The sequence below is a fragment of the Actinoplanes sp. NPDC048988 genome, from assembly GCF_043197815.1.
Taxonomy (GTDB): domain Bacteria; phylum Actinomycetota; class Actinomycetes; order Mycobacteriales; family Micromonosporaceae; genus Actinoplanes.
Genome location: NZ_JBICTW010000004.1, coordinates 96188 through 113944, shown reverse-complemented (window position 1 = coordinate 113944; position 17757 = coordinate 96188). Strand labels below are relative to the sequence as shown.

19 protein-coding genes are annotated in these 17757 nt (G+C 70.4%); 13 read left to right on the top strand and 6 right to left on the bottom strand.

Annotation, left to right across the window (positions count from 1 at the left end):
- Positions 1-318: 318 nt before the first annotated feature.
- From ACGFJ7_RS14840 to ACGFJ7_RS14830, 3 genes are read right to left on the bottom strand one after another with little or no spacing between them, the layout of a single operon-like run.
- Positions 319-1059, bottom strand: coding sequence for an amino acid ABC transporter ATP-binding protein (locus ACGFJ7_RS14840; RefSeq protein WP_392642470.1), 741 nt, complete (start codon positions 1057-1059; stop codon positions 319-321).
- 1 nt (position 1060) lies between these two features.
- The gene (locus ACGFJ7_RS14835; RefSeq protein ID WP_360239224.1) at positions 1061-1909 is read right to left on the bottom strand and encodes an amino acid ABC transporter permease; all 849 of its coding nucleotides are present in this window, start codon (positions 1907-1909) and stop codon (positions 1061-1063) included.
- Positions 1906-2778: an ABC transporter substrate-binding protein gene (locus ACGFJ7_RS14830; RefSeq protein ID WP_360239221.1), complete on the bottom strand. Its 873-nt coding sequence runs from the start codon at positions 2776-2778 to the stop codon at positions 1906-1908. The genes ACGFJ7_RS14835 and ACGFJ7_RS14830 overlap by 4 nt, the downstream gene beginning before the upstream one ends.
- Positions 2779-2846: 68 nt before the next feature.
- Between ACGFJ7_RS14830 and ACGFJ7_RS14825 the strand changes: the two genes are divergently transcribed.
- From ACGFJ7_RS14825 to pheT, 10 genes are all read left to right on the top strand, one after another.
- Positions 2847-3119 carry a phosphoribosyl-ATP diphosphatase gene (locus ACGFJ7_RS14825; protein ID WP_360239218.1) on the top strand — a complete coding sequence of 91 codons (273 nt, stop codon included), beginning with the start codon at positions 2847-2849 and terminating at the stop codon, positions 3117-3119.
- Between the two features lie 48 nt (positions 3120-3167).
- Positions 3168-4010 (top strand): ATP phosphoribosyltransferase, encoded by an 843-nt coding sequence (gene hisG, locus ACGFJ7_RS14820; protein WP_392642469.1) that lies wholly within the window; start codon positions 3168-3170, stop codon positions 4008-4010.
- 10 nt (positions 4011-4020) lie between these two features.
- Positions 4021-4470 carry a PH domain-containing protein gene (locus tag ACGFJ7_RS14815; protein ID WP_392642468.1) on the top strand — a complete coding sequence of 150 codons (450 nt, stop codon included), beginning with the start codon at positions 4021-4023 and terminating at the stop codon, positions 4468-4470.
- Positions 4471-4794: 324 nt separating this feature from the next.
- Positions 4795-5421: a translation initiation factor IF-3 gene (gene infC, locus ACGFJ7_RS14810; RefSeq protein WP_360243421.1), complete on the top strand. Its 627-nt coding sequence runs from the start codon at positions 4795-4797 to the stop codon at positions 5419-5421.
- Positions 5422-5490: 69 nt separating this feature from the next.
- Positions 5491-5685 carry a 50S ribosomal protein L35 gene (gene rpmI, locus ACGFJ7_RS14805; RefSeq protein WP_360239209.1) on the top strand — a complete coding sequence of 65 codons (195 nt, stop codon included), beginning with the start codon at positions 5491-5493 and terminating at the stop codon, positions 5683-5685.
- 39 nt (positions 5686-5724) lie between these two features.
- Positions 5725-6117 carry a 50S ribosomal protein L20 gene (gene rplT / locus ACGFJ7_RS14800; RefSeq protein WP_360239206.1) on the top strand — a complete coding sequence of 131 codons (393 nt, stop codon included), beginning with the start codon at positions 5725-5727 and terminating at the stop codon, positions 6115-6117.
- A gap of 72 nt (positions 6118-6189) precedes the next feature.
- Positions 6190-6966: an RNA methyltransferase gene (locus ACGFJ7_RS14795; protein ID WP_360239203.1), complete on the top strand. Its 777-nt coding sequence runs from the start codon at positions 6190-6192 to the stop codon at positions 6964-6966.
- Positions 6966-7967, top strand: coding sequence for an alcohol dehydrogenase catalytic domain-containing protein (locus ACGFJ7_RS14790; RefSeq protein WP_360239200.1), 1002 nt, complete (start codon positions 6966-6968; stop codon positions 7965-7967). The genes ACGFJ7_RS14795 and ACGFJ7_RS14790 overlap by 1 nt, the downstream gene beginning before the upstream one ends.
- A gap of 169 nt (positions 7968-8136) precedes the next feature.
- Complete coding sequence (gene pheS / locus ACGFJ7_RS14785; RefSeq protein WP_360239197.1) at positions 8137-9198, top strand: phenylalanine--tRNA ligase subunit alpha; 1062 nt, start codon at positions 8137-8139, stop codon at positions 9196-9198.
- Between the two features lie 4 nt (positions 9199-9202).
- Positions 9203-11680, top strand: a complete 2478-nt coding sequence (gene pheT, locus ACGFJ7_RS14780) for a phenylalanine--tRNA ligase subunit beta (RefSeq protein WP_392642467.1) — start codon at positions 9203-9205, stop codon at positions 11678-11680.
- On the opposite strand, the gene ACGFJ7_RS14775 is transcribed toward pheT, so the two are convergent.
- A complete protein-coding gene (locus ACGFJ7_RS14775; RefSeq protein ID WP_360239191.1) occupies positions 11661-12308 on the bottom strand; it encodes a TetR family transcriptional regulator C-terminal domain-containing protein in 648 nt (215 codons plus the stop codon). The two genes, pheT and ACGFJ7_RS14775, sit on opposite strands and share 20 nt — an antisense overlap.
- A 65-nt stretch (positions 12309-12373) precedes the next feature.
- Here ACGFJ7_RS14775 and ACGFJ7_RS14770 point away from each other — a divergent pair, with 65 nt between their 5' ends.
- Complete coding sequence (locus ACGFJ7_RS14770) at positions 12374-13729, top strand: serine hydrolase domain-containing protein (protein ID WP_392642466.1); 1356 nt, start codon at positions 12374-12376, stop codon at positions 13727-13729.
- 1080 nt (positions 13730-14809) lie between these two features.
- On the opposite strand, the gene ACGFJ7_RS14765 is transcribed toward ACGFJ7_RS14770, so the two are convergent.
- Positions 14810-15040, bottom strand: a complete 231-nt coding sequence (locus tag ACGFJ7_RS14765) for a hypothetical protein (protein ID WP_360239185.1) — start codon at positions 15038-15040, stop codon at positions 14810-14812.
- Positions 15041-15458: 418 nt separating this feature from the next.
- Between ACGFJ7_RS14765 and ACGFJ7_RS14760 the strand changes: the two genes are divergently transcribed.
- A complete protein-coding gene (locus ACGFJ7_RS14760; protein ID WP_360239182.1) occupies positions 15459-15680 on the top strand; it encodes a nuclear transport factor 2 family protein in 222 nt (73 codons plus the stop codon).
- On the opposite strand, the gene ACGFJ7_RS14755 is transcribed toward ACGFJ7_RS14760, so the two are convergent.
- Positions 15663-16316: a maleylpyruvate isomerase N-terminal domain-containing protein gene (locus tag ACGFJ7_RS14755; protein ID WP_392642465.1), complete on the bottom strand. Its 654-nt coding sequence runs from the start codon at positions 16314-16316 to the stop codon at positions 15663-15665. The two genes, ACGFJ7_RS14760 and ACGFJ7_RS14755, sit on opposite strands and share 18 nt — an antisense overlap.
- 63 nt (positions 16317-16379) lie before the next feature.
- On the opposite strand from ACGFJ7_RS14755, the gene ACGFJ7_RS14750 reads away from it, so the two are divergent.
- A complete protein-coding gene (locus tag ACGFJ7_RS14750; RefSeq protein WP_360239176.1) occupies positions 16380-17723 on the top strand; it encodes a M20/M25/M40 family metallo-hydrolase in 1344 nt (447 codons plus the stop codon).
- Positions 17724-17757 lie beyond the last annotated feature (34 nt).

The window sequence follows — 17757 nt, the reverse complement described above, 5'->3', positions numbered from 1 at the left end:
CTGGGTACGCGAACGCGGCGACGAGCGCACGACATCGCGGAATGGCTACCAGCAACGCTTGCCCGGCTCTTGGAGAGCGTCGTCGTCTCGCTGGATGGCGTCCCACGACGCGGCGCGAGCTTCGGAGAGGCAGGTCGAAGCTGTCGCCGAAGCGACGCCTCGATTTCCTGAGCCTGTCCCGGGCGAGGCGTGGGCAGTCCGTCAGAGCCCGAGCTGTGACCACGCGCGAGAGGCGCCCCGCGGCCTCTCGTTGCGGAGAGGCCGCGAGGGGCCGGCGGAGCCGTGGTCCTGCGTTCGGGTGGCCGAGAAGGCGTACCTCTAAAGTCTTCCCGCCTCGATGATCCGGGCCAGGAACTGTCTGGTGCGGGCCTCCACCGGCTCGCCCAGGACCTGGTCGGGTGGGCCCTGTTCGAGGACCTTGCCCTTGTCGAGGAAGGCGACCCGGTCGGCCACCTGGCGGGCGAAGCCCATCTCGTGGGTGGCCAGCACCATGGTCATGCCGTCGCCCTTGAGGTCGCGGATCATGGTGAGGACCTCGCCGACCAGTTCCGGGTCTAGGGCCGAGGTCACCTCGTCGAGCAGCAGCAGCCGGGGATTGTTGACCAGTGCCCGCACCATCGCCACGCGCTGCTGCTGGCCGCCGGAGAGCCGGTCCGGGTAGGCGCCGGCCTTGTCGGCCAGGCCGACCCGCTTCAGCCACTCGTGAGCCTGCTCGCGTGCCTCGGCGACCGGCCGCTTGTGTACGCGGACCGGGGCCAGCGTGATGTTGTCGAGCACTGTCATGTGCGGGAACAGGTTGTACGACTGGAAGACCAGGCCGATCTTCTGCCGTACGGCGTCGGGGTTGATCCGGGGGTCGGTGATGTCCTCGCCGTCCAGGCGGATCGTGCCGTCGTCGATCTCGGCCAGCAGGTTGACGCAGCGCAGCAGCGTCGACTTGCCCGAGCCGGAGGCGCCGATCAGGGCCACCACCTCGTGCTCGCCGACGTCGAGGGTGAGACCGTCGAGCACGACGTTGGGCCCGAACGTCTTGCGGACGTCCTCGCAGGAGAGCACCATCTCAGGCCCCCGCGTTCTGCCGGCGGGCGGCGCGCAGCGTGACGAAGTCGGTGACCCCGATCAGCGGCAACGCCAGAAGGACGAAGAGCACACCCGCGACCACGTACGGGGTGAAGTTCGCGTCCGAGGCCACGCCGATCTGCGCCGCGCGGATCGCGTCGATCGGGCCGGCCAGGGAGATCAGCCCGACGTCCTTCTGCATCGCCACGGTGTCGTTGAGCAGTGGCGGCGCCGACCGGCGGACGGCCTGCGGCAGCACCACGTGGCGCATGGCCTGGCGGTAGCTGAGCCCGAGTGAGCGGGCGGCCGCGACCTGGCTCGGATGCACCGACTCGATGCCGGAGCGGATCACCTCGGCCAGGTAGGCGCCGTAGGTGATCACCAGGGCCGCCCCGCCGAGCACGGTCACGCTCGGCGTGCCCTGCAGGCGCAGGCCCGGGATGCCGAACGCGAACAGGTAGATCACGATGATCAGCGGCAGGCCGCGGAACGAGTACGTATAGATGGTGCCGAGCGCTCGCAGCGGGAAGAAGACCGGTCCGCGCAGGGTGCGCAGAATGGCGATCAACAACCCTAAGATCAATGCACAAATCGCACAAACTACGAAAAGTCGTACATTGAGCCACAGGCCCTCGAGGATCGCCGGCAGGTATTCGCGGGCGACCTCCGGGTTGAAGAACGACTGCTTGACCCGGTCCCAGCCGGGTGCCCCGGTGACCAGCACGACCAGGACCGTGCCGATGACCGCCGTGGAGAGCGCGGCGAGCAGCACGGACCGGATCGCCTGCCTGCGCCGGTACGCGATCCGGCCGCGCTGAGTCTCGCTGACTTCGTGGAGCTGGGTGGTCACGACAGTTCTTTGGCCCCACCGGAGTCGGCCAGCCAGGTCTTCTCGAGCACCGCGAGGGTGCCGTCCTGGCGCAGCTGGTCGACGGCCTGGCTGACGCAGCTGGTCAGTGCCGAGTCCTTGTCGAGCACCAGCCCGAACTGCTCCGGCGTGCCGACCTGCGGGAGCTGGCCGACGATGACGCCGTTGTCGAGCTCGGCCGAGGTCATGTAGAACGCGGTCGGCAGGTCGACCACGATGCCGTCGACGGTGCCGTTGACCAGGGCCGCCTTGGCGTCGTCGTTGTTGTTGAAGACCGACGGCTTGGTGCTCGGCTTGATCAGTTCGGTGATCGCCTGATAGCTGGTCGTGCCGACCTGGGCGCCGAGCTTGGCGTTCTTGAGGTCGGCGATCGAGGCGGCCGACGCGATCTTCGAGCCCTTGGTGGTGATCACCGTCTGGCGAACGAGGTAGTACGGCGACGAGAAGTCGACCGCGTTACGGCGTTCGGGTGTGATCGAGAACTCGTTGATGTCGAAGTCGAAGGCCTTCGGACCCGGGGCGATGGCGTTGTTGAACGTCACAGAGGTCCAGATCACGTTGTCCTGCGCGTACCCGAGACGCTGGGCGACCTGGTAGGCGACGGCCGATTCGAAACCTTTGCCGTTCTTGGGATCGTTGTCGGAGAACCACGGCTCGTACGCGGGGTTGTCCGTACCGATCGTCAACTTGCCAGCCGTCTTGGTGTTCAGGGCGCCAGCAGGGCAGACATTCCCCGAGGACGAGGCGGACGCGGTCGGTGACGAGTTGTCGTCGGCGGGCGCGCAGGCCGCCAGGGCGGCCACCAGCAGCGCGGCGCCGCCGAGAGAGGTGAGGGTGTTTCGGCTGACCATGACCGGCAGCCTAGGCCACGTCTCACCTGCTGGGGCCGTTCGTCGCCATCCCGTGACGAGTTGGCAAAATGCTCGGCGTGAAGACGTTCGAAGAGCTGTTCGCCGAGCTTCAGGCGAAAGCGGTGGCCAGGCCCGAGGGTTCGTCCACCGTCGCCGCCCTGGAGCGCGGAGTCCACTTCATCGGGAAGAAGGTCGTCGAGGAGGCGGCCGAGTCCTGGATGGCCGCCGAGCACGAGGGCCCCGAGCGGGCCGCCGAGGAGATCTCCCAACTGCTCTACCAAGCCCAGGTCCTGATGATCGCGACCGGTCTCAAACTCGAGGACGTCTACCGACATCTCTGACGTGCCGCCCCGATCACCGACAGATCGATCACGAGGAGCACGTCCGTCATGCTGCGTATCGCCGTCCCCAACAAAGGGACCTTGTCCCAGCCCGCGTCGCAGATGCTGCGCGACGCCGGCTACCGCCAGCGCACCGACCCCAAGGACCTCGCCTGCCGCGACGAGGCCAACCACGTCGAGTTCTTCTACCTGCGGCCCCGCGACATCGCCACGTACGTCGGCTCGGGCGACCTGGACCTGGGCATCACCGGCCGGGACCTGCTGGTCGACTCGGGTGTCCCGGCCAGCGAGGTGCTCGACCTGAACTTCGGCGGGGCCACGTTCCGCTGGGCCGCACCGGCCGACAGCCCGATCACGGCCGAGGAGATCGGCGGCCGGCGCATCGCCACCGCGTACCCGGGTGTCGTCGAGCGGTACCTGGCCGAGCGTGAGCTCAAGGCCGACGTCGTGCGCCTCGACGGCGCGGTCGAGAACGCGGTCCGCCTCGGCGTGGCCGACCTGATCGCCGACGTGGTCGAGACCGGCGCCACGCTGCGCCAGGCCGGCCTGGTCACCTTCGGCGAGCCGCTGCTGCGCTCGTCGGCCATCCTGATCGGCCGCCCGGACGAGGAGGCCGCGGGTGCCGCCCAGTTGATCCGCCGCCTGCAGGGTGTCCTGGTCGCCCGCAGCTACGTGATGCTGGCCTACGACGTCCGGGCCGACCTGCTCGACGAGGCGACCGGGCTGACCCCGGGTTTCGAGTCGCCGACGGTCTCGCCGCTGCACCGCGAGGGCTGGGTCGCCGTGCAGGCGATGGTCCCGCGCAAGGACGTACACCGGATCATGGACGAGCTGTACGAGCTGGGCGCCCGGGCCATCCTCGTCACCGACATCGCGAATTGCAGGCTGTAAATTGAGCGCCGTGGACACCAAGCCGGTCACGTACCGGCCCTTGAAGATCCGTTGGGTGGCTGTGCCGCTCGCGGTCGGAGTCGCGCTGCTGTTCACCGTGCTGAGCTTCGGCCTGCACGGGTCGGCCGGCTTCGACAACTCCGGCACGTTCCAGCGCGGCGACCAGGCCGCCATGATCGGCCTCGGGATCCTGATCGGCCTCGGCATCCTGGCCTTCTGCCGGCCCAAGGTGACGGCCGACGCCGACCACATCAAGATCCGCAACGTGGTCGGCGGCTACGACCTGCCGTGGTCGGTGGTGCGCAAGGTGCGCTTCGACCGCAACTCGCCCTGGGCCCAGCTGGAGCTGCACGACGAGGAGCAGATCTCGATCCACGCGCTGCAGGCGGCCGACAAGGACTACGCGGTGGAGGGCGTGCGGACGCTGCGCGCCCTGCACGCGGCAGCGGTCGAGGCGTAACGCGAAGCACCTGGTAGACTTCACGGCAGTCGACCACGCCCTGCTCCATCGGGGGCGCGAAAGAGGAGCCCGCCGGCTCCCACCCGCAGTCCTTTCGAGGGCCGGGTCCGGTCACCTGCGTCACGGGAATATTCGCGGCGCGGGGTGCGTCCTCATGGGCGCCGATGACCGGTCGAGCGGGCCCCGGCATGCGCGTTTCACGACGTGCGAGCGGGGCCTTCTGCTTTCCCGGCGCCCGGCAACCGAGGGCGCGGGGCCGACCGACATTGGCAGCACCGCGTGGTTGGGGAACCGCGCGGTGAAAACATTAACTGAGGAGGCCCCATCAGCGTCGAACCACGCGTCAACGAACAGATCCGGGCTCGTGAGGTCCGACTGGTCGGCCCCGAGGGTGAGCAGGTGGGCATCGTCCCGCTCGAGCGCGCCCTTCAGCTGGCCGCGGACGTCGATCTGGACCTGGTCGAGGTTGCTCCGATGGCGCGGCCGCCGGTGTGCAAGCTCATGGACTTCGGCAAGTTCAAGTACGAGAGCGCACTGAAGGCACGCGAAGCGCGGCGCAACCAGCAGCAGACCGTCATCAAGGAAATGAAGCTCCGTCCGAAGATCGACCCGCACGACTACGAGACCAAAAAGGGTCACGTGGTGCGGTTCCTCAAGGCGGGCGACAAGGTCAAGGTGACGATCATGTTCCGCGGTCGCGAGCAGAGTCGCCCGGAGCTGGGTTTCCGGCTTCTGCGCAGGCTCAGCGAGGAGATCTCGGAGCTTGGTTTTGTCGAGGCCAGTCCGAAGCAGGACGGCCGAAACATGATCATGGTGCTGGCCCCGCATCGGGCCACGAAGGCCGCTGCCGTCGCGGCCAACGTCGCCGCCGCCAAGCCCGGCCGTGAGCCGCGCGAGGGCGAGGGCGAAGGCGTCGCGACGGACGTGCCCGCCGAAACCACCGCAGAGTAGACAGCTTTTCCGTGCGACGTGGGGCCAGCCGGCCCCTCGATCGCACGGAAAGACCAGAAAGAGGCTCAAGTGCCTAAGTTCAAGCCGCACACCGGCACGGGCAAGCGCGTCCGGGTGACCGGCAAGGGCAAGCTCCGCACCGAGCAGGCCGGCAAGCGCCACCTGCTCGAGGGCAAGAGCTCGCACGTCACGCGCCGTATGACGGGCACCACCGCCGTCGCCAAGGCGGACATTCCGCGAGTGAAGAAGCTGCTGGGCCGCTGACGCGCGCGCCACACACGTTCCCCTGTTAGGAGTACTGAAATGGCACGCGTCAAGCGGGCAGTAAACGCCCAGAAGAAGCGTCGCACGTTGCTGGAGACCGCCAGCGGATACCGCGGTCAGCGCTCCCGCCTTTACCGCAAGGCCAAGGAGCAGGTGCTGCACTCGATGCAGTACTCGTACCGCGACCGTCGTGACCGCAAGGGCGACTTCCGCCAGCTGTGGATCACGCGCATCAACGCGGGGGCCCGGGCCAACGGCCTGACCTACAACCGCCTCATCCAGGGCCTCAAGCTGGCCGGCGTCGAGGTGGACCGCAAGATCCTGGCCGACCTCGCGGTGAACGACGCCGCCGCCTTCACGGCGATCGTCGAGGTCGCGCGGGCCGCCGTGGCGGCCGAGGGCACCGGCGGCGCCGCCGCTCAGGCTGCCTGATTTCGAAGAACCATTCAGGGCGTCTCCCGTACGAACGGGGGGCGCCCTGCTTCGTGAGAAAGAGCAGCCCGGATGACATTCACGTCCCGTACGCCCAGGGTGGTCTCGGCCCGTAAGCTGCAGCGCCGCAAGGACCGCGACCAGGCCGGCCGATTCCTCGCCGAAGGACCGCAGGCGGTCCGGGAGGCGCTGGCCGCGGGGGTGGTGGCCGAGCTCTTCGGGACCGGCGACGGCCTTTCCCGGTACGCCGACCTCGCGGCCGAGGCGCCGGTCGTCTCGCCGATCGACGACGACGGGCTGGCCTCGCTCGCCGAGACGGTGAACCCGCAGGGGCTGGTCGCGGTCTGCGAGCGCGTCGACGTGCCGATCCACGAGGCGCTGGCCAAGCAGCCCCGGCTGGTCGCGGTGGTCGCCGAGATCCGCGACCCGGGCAACGCGGGCACGATCCTGCGCACCGCGGACGCGGCCGGGGCGGACGCGGTGATCTTCGCCGGGGACGCCGTCGACCCGTACAACGGCAAATGCGTCCGCGCCTCGGCCGGATCGTTGTTTCATGTAGATGTGGTCCGTGCCCCGCTCGATGTCGTTCCCGAGTTGAAAGCCGCCGGTCTGCGGGTGCTCGCCACCAGCGGATACGGCGCCGACGACCTGGACTCCCTGGCCGATGACGGCGAGCTCGCCGCGCCGACCGCCTGGATGTTCGGGTCGGAGGCGCACGGCCTGCCTTCGTCAGTGCTCGAGGAGGCCGATCGGCGGGTGCGCGTGCCGATCTACGGCGGCGCCGAGAGCCTGAACCTGGCCGCGGCCGCCGCCGTCTGCCTGTACGCGTCGGCCCGGGCCCAGCGCTGATGCGGGCCATCGTCTACGACGCGGTGGGCGCGCCGCCGCGCCTGGCCGACGTGCCGGCGCCGGACTGCCCGCCCGACGGCGCGGTGGTCGACGTGCGAGCCACCGGCGTCTGCCGCTCCGACTGGCACGCCTGGCGCGGGCACGACCCGGTGCCGCTGCCGCACATCCCGGGCCACGAGTTCGCCGGGGTCGTGGCCGCTGTCGGGCCCCAGGTGAAGGGCTTCGCCGTGGGGGACCGGGTGACCGCGCCGTTCGTCAACGGCTGCGGCTGGTGCCCGTACTGCGTCTCCGGGAAAGCGCAGATCTGCCCGAACCAGACCCAGCCCGGCTTCACCCACCCCGGGTCGTTCGCCGATCAGGTGCAGGTGCGGGCGGCCGACACCAACCTCGTACGGCTGCCGGACGCTGTTGACTTCGTCCCGGCGGCGGCCCTCGGCTGCCGGTTCGCGACGGCCTTCCGGGCGCTGACCGGACATGGTCCGGTGCCCGACGACGCCGTGGTGGCGGTTCACGGCTGCGGGGGAGTGGGCCTGTCCGCCGTGATGATCGCGGTCGCCCTGAAGCTGCGGGTGCTGGCCCTCGACCTCTCGCCGGCGGCGACCGCGATGGCCGCCTCGCTGGGCGCGGTCGTGGTGCCCTCGGTGGTCGGCGAGGCCGACATCGCCATCGACGCCTACGGTTCGGCGGAAACGGCCGAGGCTTCGGTACGGAGTCTGCGCCGCGGCGGCCGGCACGTGCAGGTCGGCCTGATGCTGGGCGACGACGCGCGGGCGCCGCTGCCCTGGGACCTGGTCGTGGCGCAGGAGCTGCAGATCGTCGGCTCGCACGGGATGGCCGCCGCCGACTACGCGCCGATGCTCCAGCTCGTGGCCCGTGGCCGGCTCGACCCGGGCCGCCTGGTGGCCTCCGTGATCGACCTCGCCGAGGCGGGTGAGGCGCTGACCGCGATGGACTCGCCGATCCCGGCCCACGCGGGTATCACGGTCGCTGTCCCGTCGTGACGACCGGTATGCTGGTCCACGTGCCAGGACTGATGATGCTGTTTAGCCGGCCCGCTGGTCGCGGGCGCTAGACACTCCTGGGCGTCTTCCCTGACCGGCGGGCTGCGGCTGAGCCGTGCCTCCGTACACTGCCCGATGGCTCATCAGGTGTTAGGGGAGTAGCCCGACCATGTCCTATCGCAACGATCCGTACGATCCGAAGCAGGCCGCCCTGCTCGATCCGGCCGCCCTCGAGGCCGCCGTCGACGACGCGCGCAAGGCCTTCGACGCCGCCGGCGACCTCGACGCGCTGGCCGCGCTCAAGCCCCTGCACCTGGGCGACCGCTCGCCGGTCTCGCTGGCCCGGCGGGAGATCGGCTCGCTGCCGCCGGCCGCCAAGTCCGACGCCGGCAAGCGGGTCAACCTGGCCCGCCAGTCCGTGCAGGGCGCGTACGACTCCCGCCAGGCCGAGCTCGAGCTCGACCGCGCGGCCAAGGTGCTGGTCCAGGAGCGCGTCGACGTCACCCTGCCGTGGAACCGCGCCCCGCGCGGTGCCCGCCACCCGCTGACCACGCTGATGGAGCACATGGGCGACCTGTTCGCCGGCATGGGCTACGACATCGTGGAGGGTCCCGAGCTGGAGCTCGAGTGGGCCAACTTCGACGCGCTGAACATCGGGCCCGACAACCCGGTCCGCGGCGCCATGGACACGTTCTACGTGGACCTGCCCGGCCTGGTCATGCGGACGCACACGTCGCCCGGCCAGGTCCGCTCGATGATCACCAAGCAGCCGCCGATCTACGTGGTCAGCCCCGGCCGCGCGTACCGCTCGGACGAGCTGGACGCCACCCACAGCCCGGTCTTCCACCAGATCGAGGGCCTGGTCGTCGACGAGGGCATCACCATGGCCCACCTGCGCGGCACCCTCGACCACTTCGCCAAGGCGATGTTCGGTTCCTCGGCGCGCACCCGCTGGCGGCCCCACTACTTCCCGTTCACCGAGCCCAGCGCCGAGTTCGACGTCTGGTTCTCCCAGCACCGCGACGGCCCGCGCTGGGTCGAGTGGGGTGGCTGCGGCATGGTCAACCCGCGGGTGCTGACCGCCTGCGGCATCGACCCGTCCCGGTACTCCGGTTTCGCGTTCGGCATGGGCGTGGAGCGCACCCTGATGTTCCGCAACGGGGTCAGCGACATGCGCGACATGGTCGAGGGCGACATCCGCTTCACCACGAACTTCGGAATGGAGGTCTGACGCGATGAAGACCACGCTTTCGTGGCTGCGCGAGTACGTCGAGCTGCCCGCGGACCTCACCTCGGACCAGCTGGACTCCGCGCTGACCAACCTCGGCATGGAGGTCGAGTCGATCGTCGACCAGACCGCCACGATCAAGGGTGACCTGGTCGTCGGGCGGGTGCTGACGATCGAGGAGCTGACCGGATTCAAGAAGCCGATCCGGTTCACCACAGTGGACGTCGGCCGCGACGCTCCCCAGGAGATCGTCTGCGGCGCCCGCAACTTCGCCGAGGGCGACCTCGTCGTGGTGATCCTGCCGGGCGGCGAGCTGCCGGGCGGTTTCAAGATCGGTGCGCGCAAGACGTACGGCCGCAACTCCAACGGCATGATCTGCTCGGCGGCGGAGCTCGGGCTCAGCGGCGACCACTCGGGCATCATCGTGCTTCCGGCCGACTCGGCCACGCCGGGTACGGACGCGCGCGGGGCCGTCGGTCTCGACGACGTCGTGGTGGAAGTCGAGATCACCCCGGACCGGGGCTATGAGATGAGCCTGCGCGGCCTCGCTCGCGAGCTCTCCTACGCGTTCTCGGCGGCCTACACCGACCCGGCGGGCGTCACGGCGGCTTCTCCCACGGCCGATTCTCCCTATCCTGTTTCGGTTGAGGACACCGTCGGCTGCGACCGGTTCTCGGCCCGCGTCGTGCGGGGGATCGACCCCTCCGCTCCGTCGCCCGAGTGGATGCAGAAGCGCCTCGTCGCGGCTGGCATCCGGGCCATCTCGCTGCCGGTCGACATCACGAACTACCTGATGCTCGAGCTCGGGCAGCCGATGCACGTCTTCGACCTCAACCGGCTCAACGGCGGCCTCGTGGTGCGCCGGGCCCGGCCCGGGGAGAAACTGACCACCCTGGACGGCGTGGCCCGCGTGCTCGACGCCGAGGACATGGTGATCTGCGACGACACCGGCCCGATCTCGCTGGCCGCGGTCATGGGCGGCGAGACCAGCGAGTGGCAGCCGGACACGGTGGACGTGCTGCTCGAGGCCGCCCACTGGGACCCGGTGATGGTCGGGCGCACGGCCCGCCGCCACAAGCTGTTCAGCGAGGCGGCCAAGCGCTGGGAGCGCGGGGTCGACCCGCAGTTGACGCTGGTCGCCCTGTCCCGCGCCGTCTCGCTTCTGGTCGAGCACGCCGGCGGCACTGTCGACCCGCTCGTGCTCGACATCGACCACGTCGCCGCACCCGCGACCATCACCCTGGATCCCGCGCTGCCGGCGCAGCGGATCGGCCTCGCGTACTCGTCCTCGGACGTCGTCGATCTTCTTGGTCGCGTCGGCTGCCAGGTGCGTGACACCACGCCGCTCGAGGTGACGCCGCCGTCGTGGCGTCCCGACCTGCTCACGCCGATCGACCTGGTGGAGGAGGTGGCCCGCCTCGGCGGGTACAACGACATCCCCAGCATCCTGCCGCCGGCGCGCGGCGGGTCCGGTATCACGCCGGCCCAGCGCCGTCGCCGCACGGTCGGCCGGGCGCTGGCCGAGAACGGCTACGTCGAGGTGCTGTCCTACCCGTTCGTGGCGCCGGGCGCGGCCGACCAGCTCGGCTACCCGGCCGACGACCCGCGGCGCAGCGCGGTCCGGCTGACCAACCCGCTCTCCGAGCAGGAGCCGCTGCTGCGGACGTCGCTGCTGCCCACGCTGCTGGCGACGCTCAAGCGCAACCTGGGCCGGGGTCACCGCGACCTGGCCCTGTTCGAGACGGGCCTGGTCTTCCAGCCGACGCTGGCGGTCACCGCGCCGCCGCCGATGGGCGTCGACCGCAAGCCCACCAATGAGGAATGGCGGGCCGCGAACGCGATCGTCCCGCACCAGCCGTGGCACCTGGCCGCGGCCGTGACCGGCGACATCGCGCCGGCCGGCTGGTGGGGCGCGGGCCGCGAGGCGACGTGGGCGGACGCGGTCGAGGCGGCCCGCATCGCCCTGTCGGCGGCCGGCATCACCGCCGACCGGGTGACGGTGGCGGCGGCCGAGCTGGCCCCCTGGCACCCGGGACGCTGCGCGGCGATCAGCGTCGACGGCCAGGTCGTCGGCCACGCGGGTGAGCTGCACCCGGCGGTCGTGTCGGCGCTGGAGCTGCCGAAGCGTACGAGCGTCATGGAACTCGACCTCGACGCGGTGCCCGCGGCGCCGGTCACCCAGGCGAAGAAGATCTCGTCCTTCCCGCCCGCGCTGATCGACGTGGCGCTGGTCGTCGACGCCGGCACCCCGGCCGCCGCCCTCGAGTCGGCCCTGGCCGAGGGCGCGGGCGAGCTGCTGGAGTCGGTCGCGCTCTTCGACCTGTACGAGTCGGACCAGCTCGGCGAGGGCAAGAAGTCCCTGGCCTACAAGCTGACCTTCCGGGCCCCCGACCGCACGCTGACCTCGGAGGAGACCCTGGCCGCGCGCGACGCGGCGGTGGCCGCCGTGTCCCAGCGGTTCGGGGCTACCCTGCGGGGCGCCTGACGCGTGGTTCCCCGGGGCGGTGGTGACACTCCCCGGGGAACACTCGCCGCAGCTCACCGGCGATCGCCTCGCGCGCGGCGACCGCACCCGGCTCGGTGTAGGCATGCAGGCGCAGACCGTCGGTGAGCGCGAGAAGGCGTACGGCGGCCTCCGCCTCGTCGGTGTCCCCGGGAACCTCGCCGCACTCCTTGCCGTTCTGAACGGCCCGCGTGACCGTGCCGCGGATGTGGGAGTTGCTCCGGCCCAGGGCCGCGGCCAGCTCGGGGTTGTCGACCGTGCGGCCGGTGAACGCCAGCTCCACCCGGCACTCCCGGCGCCTTCTGTCGTCCAGCGGCAGAAGCTCGGTCAGCGCGTCCAGCAGGATCTGCTCGATTCTCGCCCCCGCTTTGTCGGCTTTCTTCGCCTCGTCCTGGATCCGGTTTTCGAGGCGTTCCCGCGCCGTGGTGAAGGCGTGCAGCAGCATTTCGTCTTTTGTCCGAAAATAATGCTGCACCAGGCCGACCGAGATGCCGGCGGCCTTCGCGGTCCGGGCCACCGTGACGGCGTCGAAGCCCTCGGTCGCCACGATCTCCTCGACGGCCTCGGCGACCTGCCGGCGGCGGGCTTCATGATCAGCGGTTCTCGCCATTGCATAACCATATCGAGATACGGTTTACTGCGATAACCATACAGCCATATGGTTATGGAGGTCCCATGTTCGCCCATGTGCTCCTGGCCCTCACCCTGGCCGTGCCCGCCTACGTCGACCAGCAGCAGAGGGAACTCGAGATCCCTGGCGTGGCATACGCGATCGTCACCCGCGACCGCGTCGTCGAACAGCACACGTCCGGCGTCACCCCGCAGACCCCGTTCCTGATCGGCTCGGTGTCCAAGCCGTTCACCGCGCTGACCGTCATGCAGCTCGTCGAGCAGGGCCGAGTCGCCCTCGACGACCCGGTGGGGCACCATCTGCCGTGGTTCGCCTTCCCACAGATCACCGTGCGCCAACTGCTCAACCACACCAGCGGCCTGCCACAGTGGGCCTCCCGCACCGACCGCTTCGACAACACCCCCGACGGCCTGAACCGTTCCGTACGTGACCTGGCGTCAGCCCGCCTGGGCGCACACGAGTACAGCGACGCCAACTACATGGTCCTGGGCGCGATGGTGGCGGAGGTGACCGGCCGCCCGTTCCGCGAGGTGTTGCAGCGCCAGGTCTTCGGCCCGCTCGACATGCGTCACACGGTCGCCCAGTCGGCCGGCCACCGCTACTGGTTCGGCCATCCCCGCCGTTTCGAGGCCCCCTACGACCTTTCCGGTCTGCCCTACGGCTACGTGACAGCGTCCCTGCAGGACATGACGCACTTCGCCATGGCCCACCTGAACGGCGGCCGTTACGGCTCCGCTCAGCTTCTGAAAGCCGCCACCGTCACCCAGATGCAGACCGCACAGACCGAGGTCGGGTACGGCCTGGGCTGGCGCGACACCACACTGGACGGCACCCGTATCGTCTGGCACGCCGGCGCCGCCCCCGGCTTCTGGGCTCACCTGGTCCTGGTGCCGAGCGCCGGCCTGGGCGTGATCGTTCTGGCCGACGGTTACAGTCCCGCCCTCGACGAACGCCTGGCCTCGATCGCCTTCACCATCACCCGCATGGCCCTGGGTGGCGCCCCCGGCCCGTCACCCGGCTGGGATCCGCTGCTGCGGGGAACCCTCTACACACTGGTCGCCCTGGCCGGCCTGCTCACCCTGACGATCGCGATTTCCGCCGTACGCCGCAGGGCCCGCCCCGGAGCCGCCGCGTTCCTGTGGGTCGCCGCGTGCGCGCTCCTGGCCACGCTGGTCCTGCTGGTGCTACCGGCTTCCATGGGCTACACCCTGACCCAGATCCACTTGTGGACCCCCGACATCTTCTGGTCGATCGTCGCCGTGGCCACCCTGGCCAAGATCCTGGCCGTCCTCCGCGTCACGCTGGCCGCCAGGGCCGCTCGCCACGGCAGCCGCCATCACAGCGGCCCGCCGAGGCGCCGTACGCCCCTTCGCCCCCGGCGTTCAGCGGCTCCGGGCTGACACCGGTCACCGAAGCCGGGTCGGCGGTGCGCCAGGTCCCGACGACTCTCCGCGGGGAACCGCACCACGTCTTCGCCTGCGCTGCCTCAGCCTGCAACCCGCCCGGCAAACGGACGAGGCGACCGGGTCTGCGCTGCACAGCCGGCCGCGGTAGGAGAGCCTGCTCCCCATCACCGTCGCGCTTCTAGCTCTTGCTTCGAGCTGCGGCCCGTTGCTTAGATCGCGGCTTCTCCTTCGGCCCTGGTGCTGACGTCAGCCCTGGCTCTCAATGGGCCGGCAATTCCTTGGGCGCGCTTACTTTCGCCCGGTCTCGCTTCGGTCCAGCCCGACTTCGGAGGAGGCGTTCACCGGACCGGTGTGCCCGCTCGGGGTCTTCAACCCAGCCCGGCTTCCGGGCCGGCGTTCACTGAGGCGAGGGCTTCGCGGGCGGCGGCCCCGCTCCGGGATTCGTTGCCGCTGCGGCCGAGGCGCGGATCACCGCCTCGATCGGGTCCGGCGTTCGTTGCGGCTCCGGGCAATGCCGAGACCCTGCCTGCCATGGCCTCGGTTTCGCTGCGGGAGCCGACGGTGGCTGCGACGCCCACGTCGCCCGCAGCGCCGCTCGGCGGCGGTGCCGCTCGCCGGCGGTGCCCACGTTGTGCCGCGGCGCTGGCGTGTCCCGGGGCGCGGGCGCAGGCGCGGGCTGCGGCGCTGCGTGTGCTGCGGCGTTGCCTTGGTTGGGGGCGCCCACGTTCGCCGTGGCGCCGCCTCGGTTGAGGTGCCCGCGTGTGCTGCGGTGCCGCTTTGGTTGAGGTGCCTACGTGCGCTGCGGTCCCCAGGTGTGCTGCGGTGCCGGCGTGGGCTGTGGCGCTGACTTGGTTGCGGCGACCCCGTGGGCTGCGGCGGCGCTCTCGGTTCGGCGCCGGGTTTGGCGTCGCGGGGCGGGTGGGGAAATGGCGCGGCCCCGGTGGTCCGCCCGCCGCCGTGGGCGGACCACCAGGGCTTTCAGCGCGCCGCCGGGCGAGCTGGTCTGGGGATGTTCAGTTGGGGTGAGCGCGTCCTGACGGCGTGGTGGCCGCCACCGCGGCCGTCAGGACGCGCTCAGCTGGGGGCGGGGCGCCGGGCCTCGGCGAAGATCTGGTCGTAGGCGATGAGCCAGCGGATCTGTTCGCGTGGGGGGACCTGGCAGCCGCGCAGGAAAGCCAGCAGGGTGTCGCGCCGCGAATGGCCGCGGGCGGCGATCAAGTTGTGGGCCGTGGCGCGGGAGATGGGGGTGCCGGCCAGGCTGCTGCGGCGCACTACGGCGTCGACCGAGCATCTACGCTGTGTCATCAGAGCTCGGAGCCGCCGTCCCAGCTCTTGCGGGGTGGCGGCGCCGGTAGGGTCGGGCGGAACGTTCGGCATGGTTGCAACGCTCATGAAGAATTGCCTCCAACGGCTCCGGTCCTCGCGGCAACGAGGATCTTTCCGGGGTCGATGTAGATCCTGGTGCGGGCGCCGGGGCGAAACAAGAACGCGGTTGCGCACGAAAACCCGAGCTCAGGGCGCTGAACGCTCCGTGACGCCGGCGAACCGCACGCCGCGTAGCCACGCTGGGCCGGCGGCGGTCCTCAAGCGCCCGATGGTCAGCACATCGACATCACGGTCGGTAGTCGTCGACGTAGGTGATCTCGTAAGGTTCACCCAGCTGGCGCCCTTCCGAGATGAAGGCCGTCAGCCGGAAGCGGCGCGGGCCTGCGATTCTCGACGGGTGGATCCGATCGTTGCGGAAGTGCTCGATGCGGTGGGGCGGGAGGATCGGGCGGCGCTGATCCGGCTGCTGCATCCCTACCTGCACTGGACCGAGGGCGGCGTGACCGTGCGCGGGCGTACCAAGGTTCTGGCCCGGCTGGCCGGTGTGCCCGGGCCGCCGGCGTCGTACGAGTTGCGGGACGGGCAGATCTACCGCTGGGTGTCAGCCCAGGACGGGTAGCCGGGCCGCCGGCGGGGACTGGTCCGCCGTGGGTGTCTCGCGGCCGGTGCCGAGCAGGACCGCTGTCTCGTCGGACCAGGTGGTGGGGAGCGGTTCGCCGGCCAGGGCCTCGACGGTACGGCGGGCCAGCCGCAGCGCCGGGGCGTGCGGGGGCGACGTGGTGATGTCCAGGTGGTGCACGGCCAGCTCGACCGCCCAGGTGGCCAGGAAGTCGCCCCACGGGAGCACGTGACCCTGGAACCGCACAGCCGACGGCTTCCGGGTGAGCACGGCCGCCCTTACCCCGTCAATGGTCGGGGTCAGGTGTTTCAGCAGGTCGGAGGGGCGCTGGTACGCGGCGGCCACGCGCCGGACGAACTGGATGCCGGCGATGTCGGGCTGTGCGGGTTCGGCCGGGGTGAAATCGCGCCAGTACGAGGCGGCGTCGGTGTCGGGCCGGGCGTCGGTCGCCGTGACGCAGCCCAGCAGCATCTCCTGCAAGCCCTGGTGGACGTGCACCAGAGTCTCGCTCACGGTCCAGCCGGTGCAGCGGCTCGGCGCCAGCAGGACCTGGTCGGAGAGTTCGGCCGCGGTGCCGATCAAAAGGTCCATCTGACCGAGGAACGCCGAGCGTGCCTCGTCCGGGTCCACGTGCATGGCGTTCTCTTACCCAGAAACTACGTATAGACATCGATCACTGCACGGGCGAGAGTGGGACGCATGGCCAACTCGACGAGGCGTACGTTTCTGTCGGCGTCCGCGGCTGCCGTGGCGGCGCCGCTCGTGGCGGGTGAGGCGAAGGCCTCGGTGGAACCGCGGCTGAGGGCGATCCTCAACGAGATCGACCCGCGGCGGATCGAGGCCGTCGTCCGGCGACTGGTCTCCTTCGGTACGCGGCACACGCTGTCCAGCCAGGACGACCCGTCGCGGGGGATCGGCGCGGCCCGGGACTGGATCTACGCGGAGCTGCGGCGGTACGCGGCCGGTACGCCGATGACCGTGGAGTTGCAGTCGTTCGTGCAGCCGGTGTCGCCGCGCGTGCCGGAGCCGACCCGGATCACCAACGTGATCGCGACGCTGCCGGGCTCGGTGAATCCCGAGCGGATCTACGTGGTGACCGGGCACTACGACTCGCGGGTCACCGACGTCATGAACGCGACCGCCGACGCGCCGGGCGCCGACGACGACGCCTCGGGCGTGGCCGTGATCATGGAGTTGGCCCGGGTGTTCGCCCGCCGGCGGCCCGAGGCGACGCTCGTCTTCGCGGCCGTGGCGGCGGAGGAGCAGGGGCTTTACGGCTCCGATCACATGGCTCAGGTCTACCGGGACCGGGGTGCTGACATCCAGGCGATGTTCAGCAACGACATCGTGGGTACGGGCGACGCGCACGACGGCAGCGCGCCCCGTCCGCGCCAGGTGCGGCTGTTCGTCGAGGGAGTGCCGACGTCCGAGACCGCGGCCGAGGCCAGGACCCGGCTGAGTGTCGGGGGTGAGAACGACGGTCCCTCGCGGCAGCTCGGGAGGTTCGTCAAAGACCTCAGGACCGATCTTGACGTACGGGTCATCTGGCGCCGTGATCGCTACCTGCGCGGCAGCGACCACATCTCGTTCCTCCTCCGCGGCTATCCGGCGGCCCGCTTCACGGAGCCCCGGGAGAACTTCGCCCACGAGCATCAGGACGTACGGGTGGAGAACGGTGTCCAATACGGCGATCTGATCGAATTCTGCGACTTCCGGTACATCGCCGGCGTGGCCAAGACGAACGCGGCCGTCCTCTGGTCGCTGGCGCAGGCCCCCGGCACGCCGCGCGGTGTGGTCATCGACACCACGCAGCTCACCAACGAGACGACCCTGCGCTGGGAGATCGGCCCCGAACCGGACCTGGCGGGCTACGAGATCGTCTGGCGGGAGACCACGGCCCCGGACTGGCAGCACCGGCGCGACGTGGGCAAGGTCGGCACGATCACCATCGACCTGTCGAAGGACAACGTCTTCTTCGGCGTACGGGCGTACGACCGCGACGGAAACCGCAGCCCGGTGGCGGCGCCGAAACCGTCGTCGTGATCGGCCGACCGAAGTAGGACAGAACGAATCCGCA

Excerpts from the sequence above, each read along its gene's own strand:
- ACGFJ7_RS14840 (WP_392642470.1), bottom strand. The coding sequence starts at position 1,059 with ATGGTGCTCTCCTGCGAGGACGTCCGCAAGACGTTCGGGCCCAACGTC.
- ACGFJ7_RS14830 (WP_360239221.1), bottom strand. The coding sequence starts at position 2,778 with ATGGTCAGCCGAAACACCCTCACCTCTCTCGGCGGCGCCGCGCTGCTG.
- ACGFJ7_RS14825 (WP_360239218.1), top strand. The coding sequence starts at position 2,847 with ATGCTCGGCGTGAAGACGTTCGAAGAGCTGTTCGCCGAGCTTCAGGCG.
- hisG (WP_392642469.1), top strand. The coding sequence starts at position 3,168 with ATGCTGCGTATCGCCGTCCCCAACAAAGGGACCTTGTCCCAGCCCGCG.
- rplT (WP_360239206.1), top strand. The coding sequence starts at position 5,725 with ATGGCACGCGTCAAGCGGGCAGTAAACGCCCAGAAGAAGCGTCGCACG.
- ACGFJ7_RS14795 (WP_360239203.1), top strand. The coding sequence starts at position 6,190 with ATGACATTCACGTCCCGTACGCCCAGGGTGGTCTCGGCCCGTAAGCTG.
- ACGFJ7_RS14790 (WP_360239200.1), top strand. The coding sequence starts at position 6,966 with ATGCGGGCCATCGTCTACGACGCGGTGGGCGCGCCGCCGCGCCTGGCC.
- pheS (WP_360239197.1), top strand. The coding sequence starts at position 8,137 with ATGTCCTATCGCAACGATCCGTACGATCCGAAGCAGGCCGCCCTGCTC.
- pheT (WP_392642467.1), top strand. The coding sequence starts at position 9,203 with ATGAAGACCACGCTTTCGTGGCTGCGCGAGTACGTCGAGCTGCCCGCG.
- ACGFJ7_RS14775 (WP_360239191.1), bottom strand. The coding sequence starts at position 12,308 with ATGGCGAGAACCGCTGATCATGAAGCCCGCCGCCGGCAGGTCGCCGAG.
- ACGFJ7_RS14770 (WP_392642466.1), top strand. The coding sequence starts at position 12,374 with ATGTTCGCCCATGTGCTCCTGGCCCTCACCCTGGCCGTGCCCGCCTAC.
- ACGFJ7_RS14765 (WP_360239185.1), bottom strand. The coding sequence starts at position 15,040 with ATGACACAGCGTAGATGCTCGGTCGACGCCGTAGTGCGCCGCAGCAGC.
- ACGFJ7_RS14755 (WP_392642465.1), bottom strand. The coding sequence starts at position 16,316 with ATGCACGTGGACCCGGACGAGGCACGCTCGGCGTTCCTCGGTCAGATG.
- ACGFJ7_RS14750 (WP_360239176.1), top strand. The coding sequence starts at position 16,380 with ATGGCCAACTCGACGAGGCGTACGTTTCTGTCGGCGTCCGCGGCTGCC.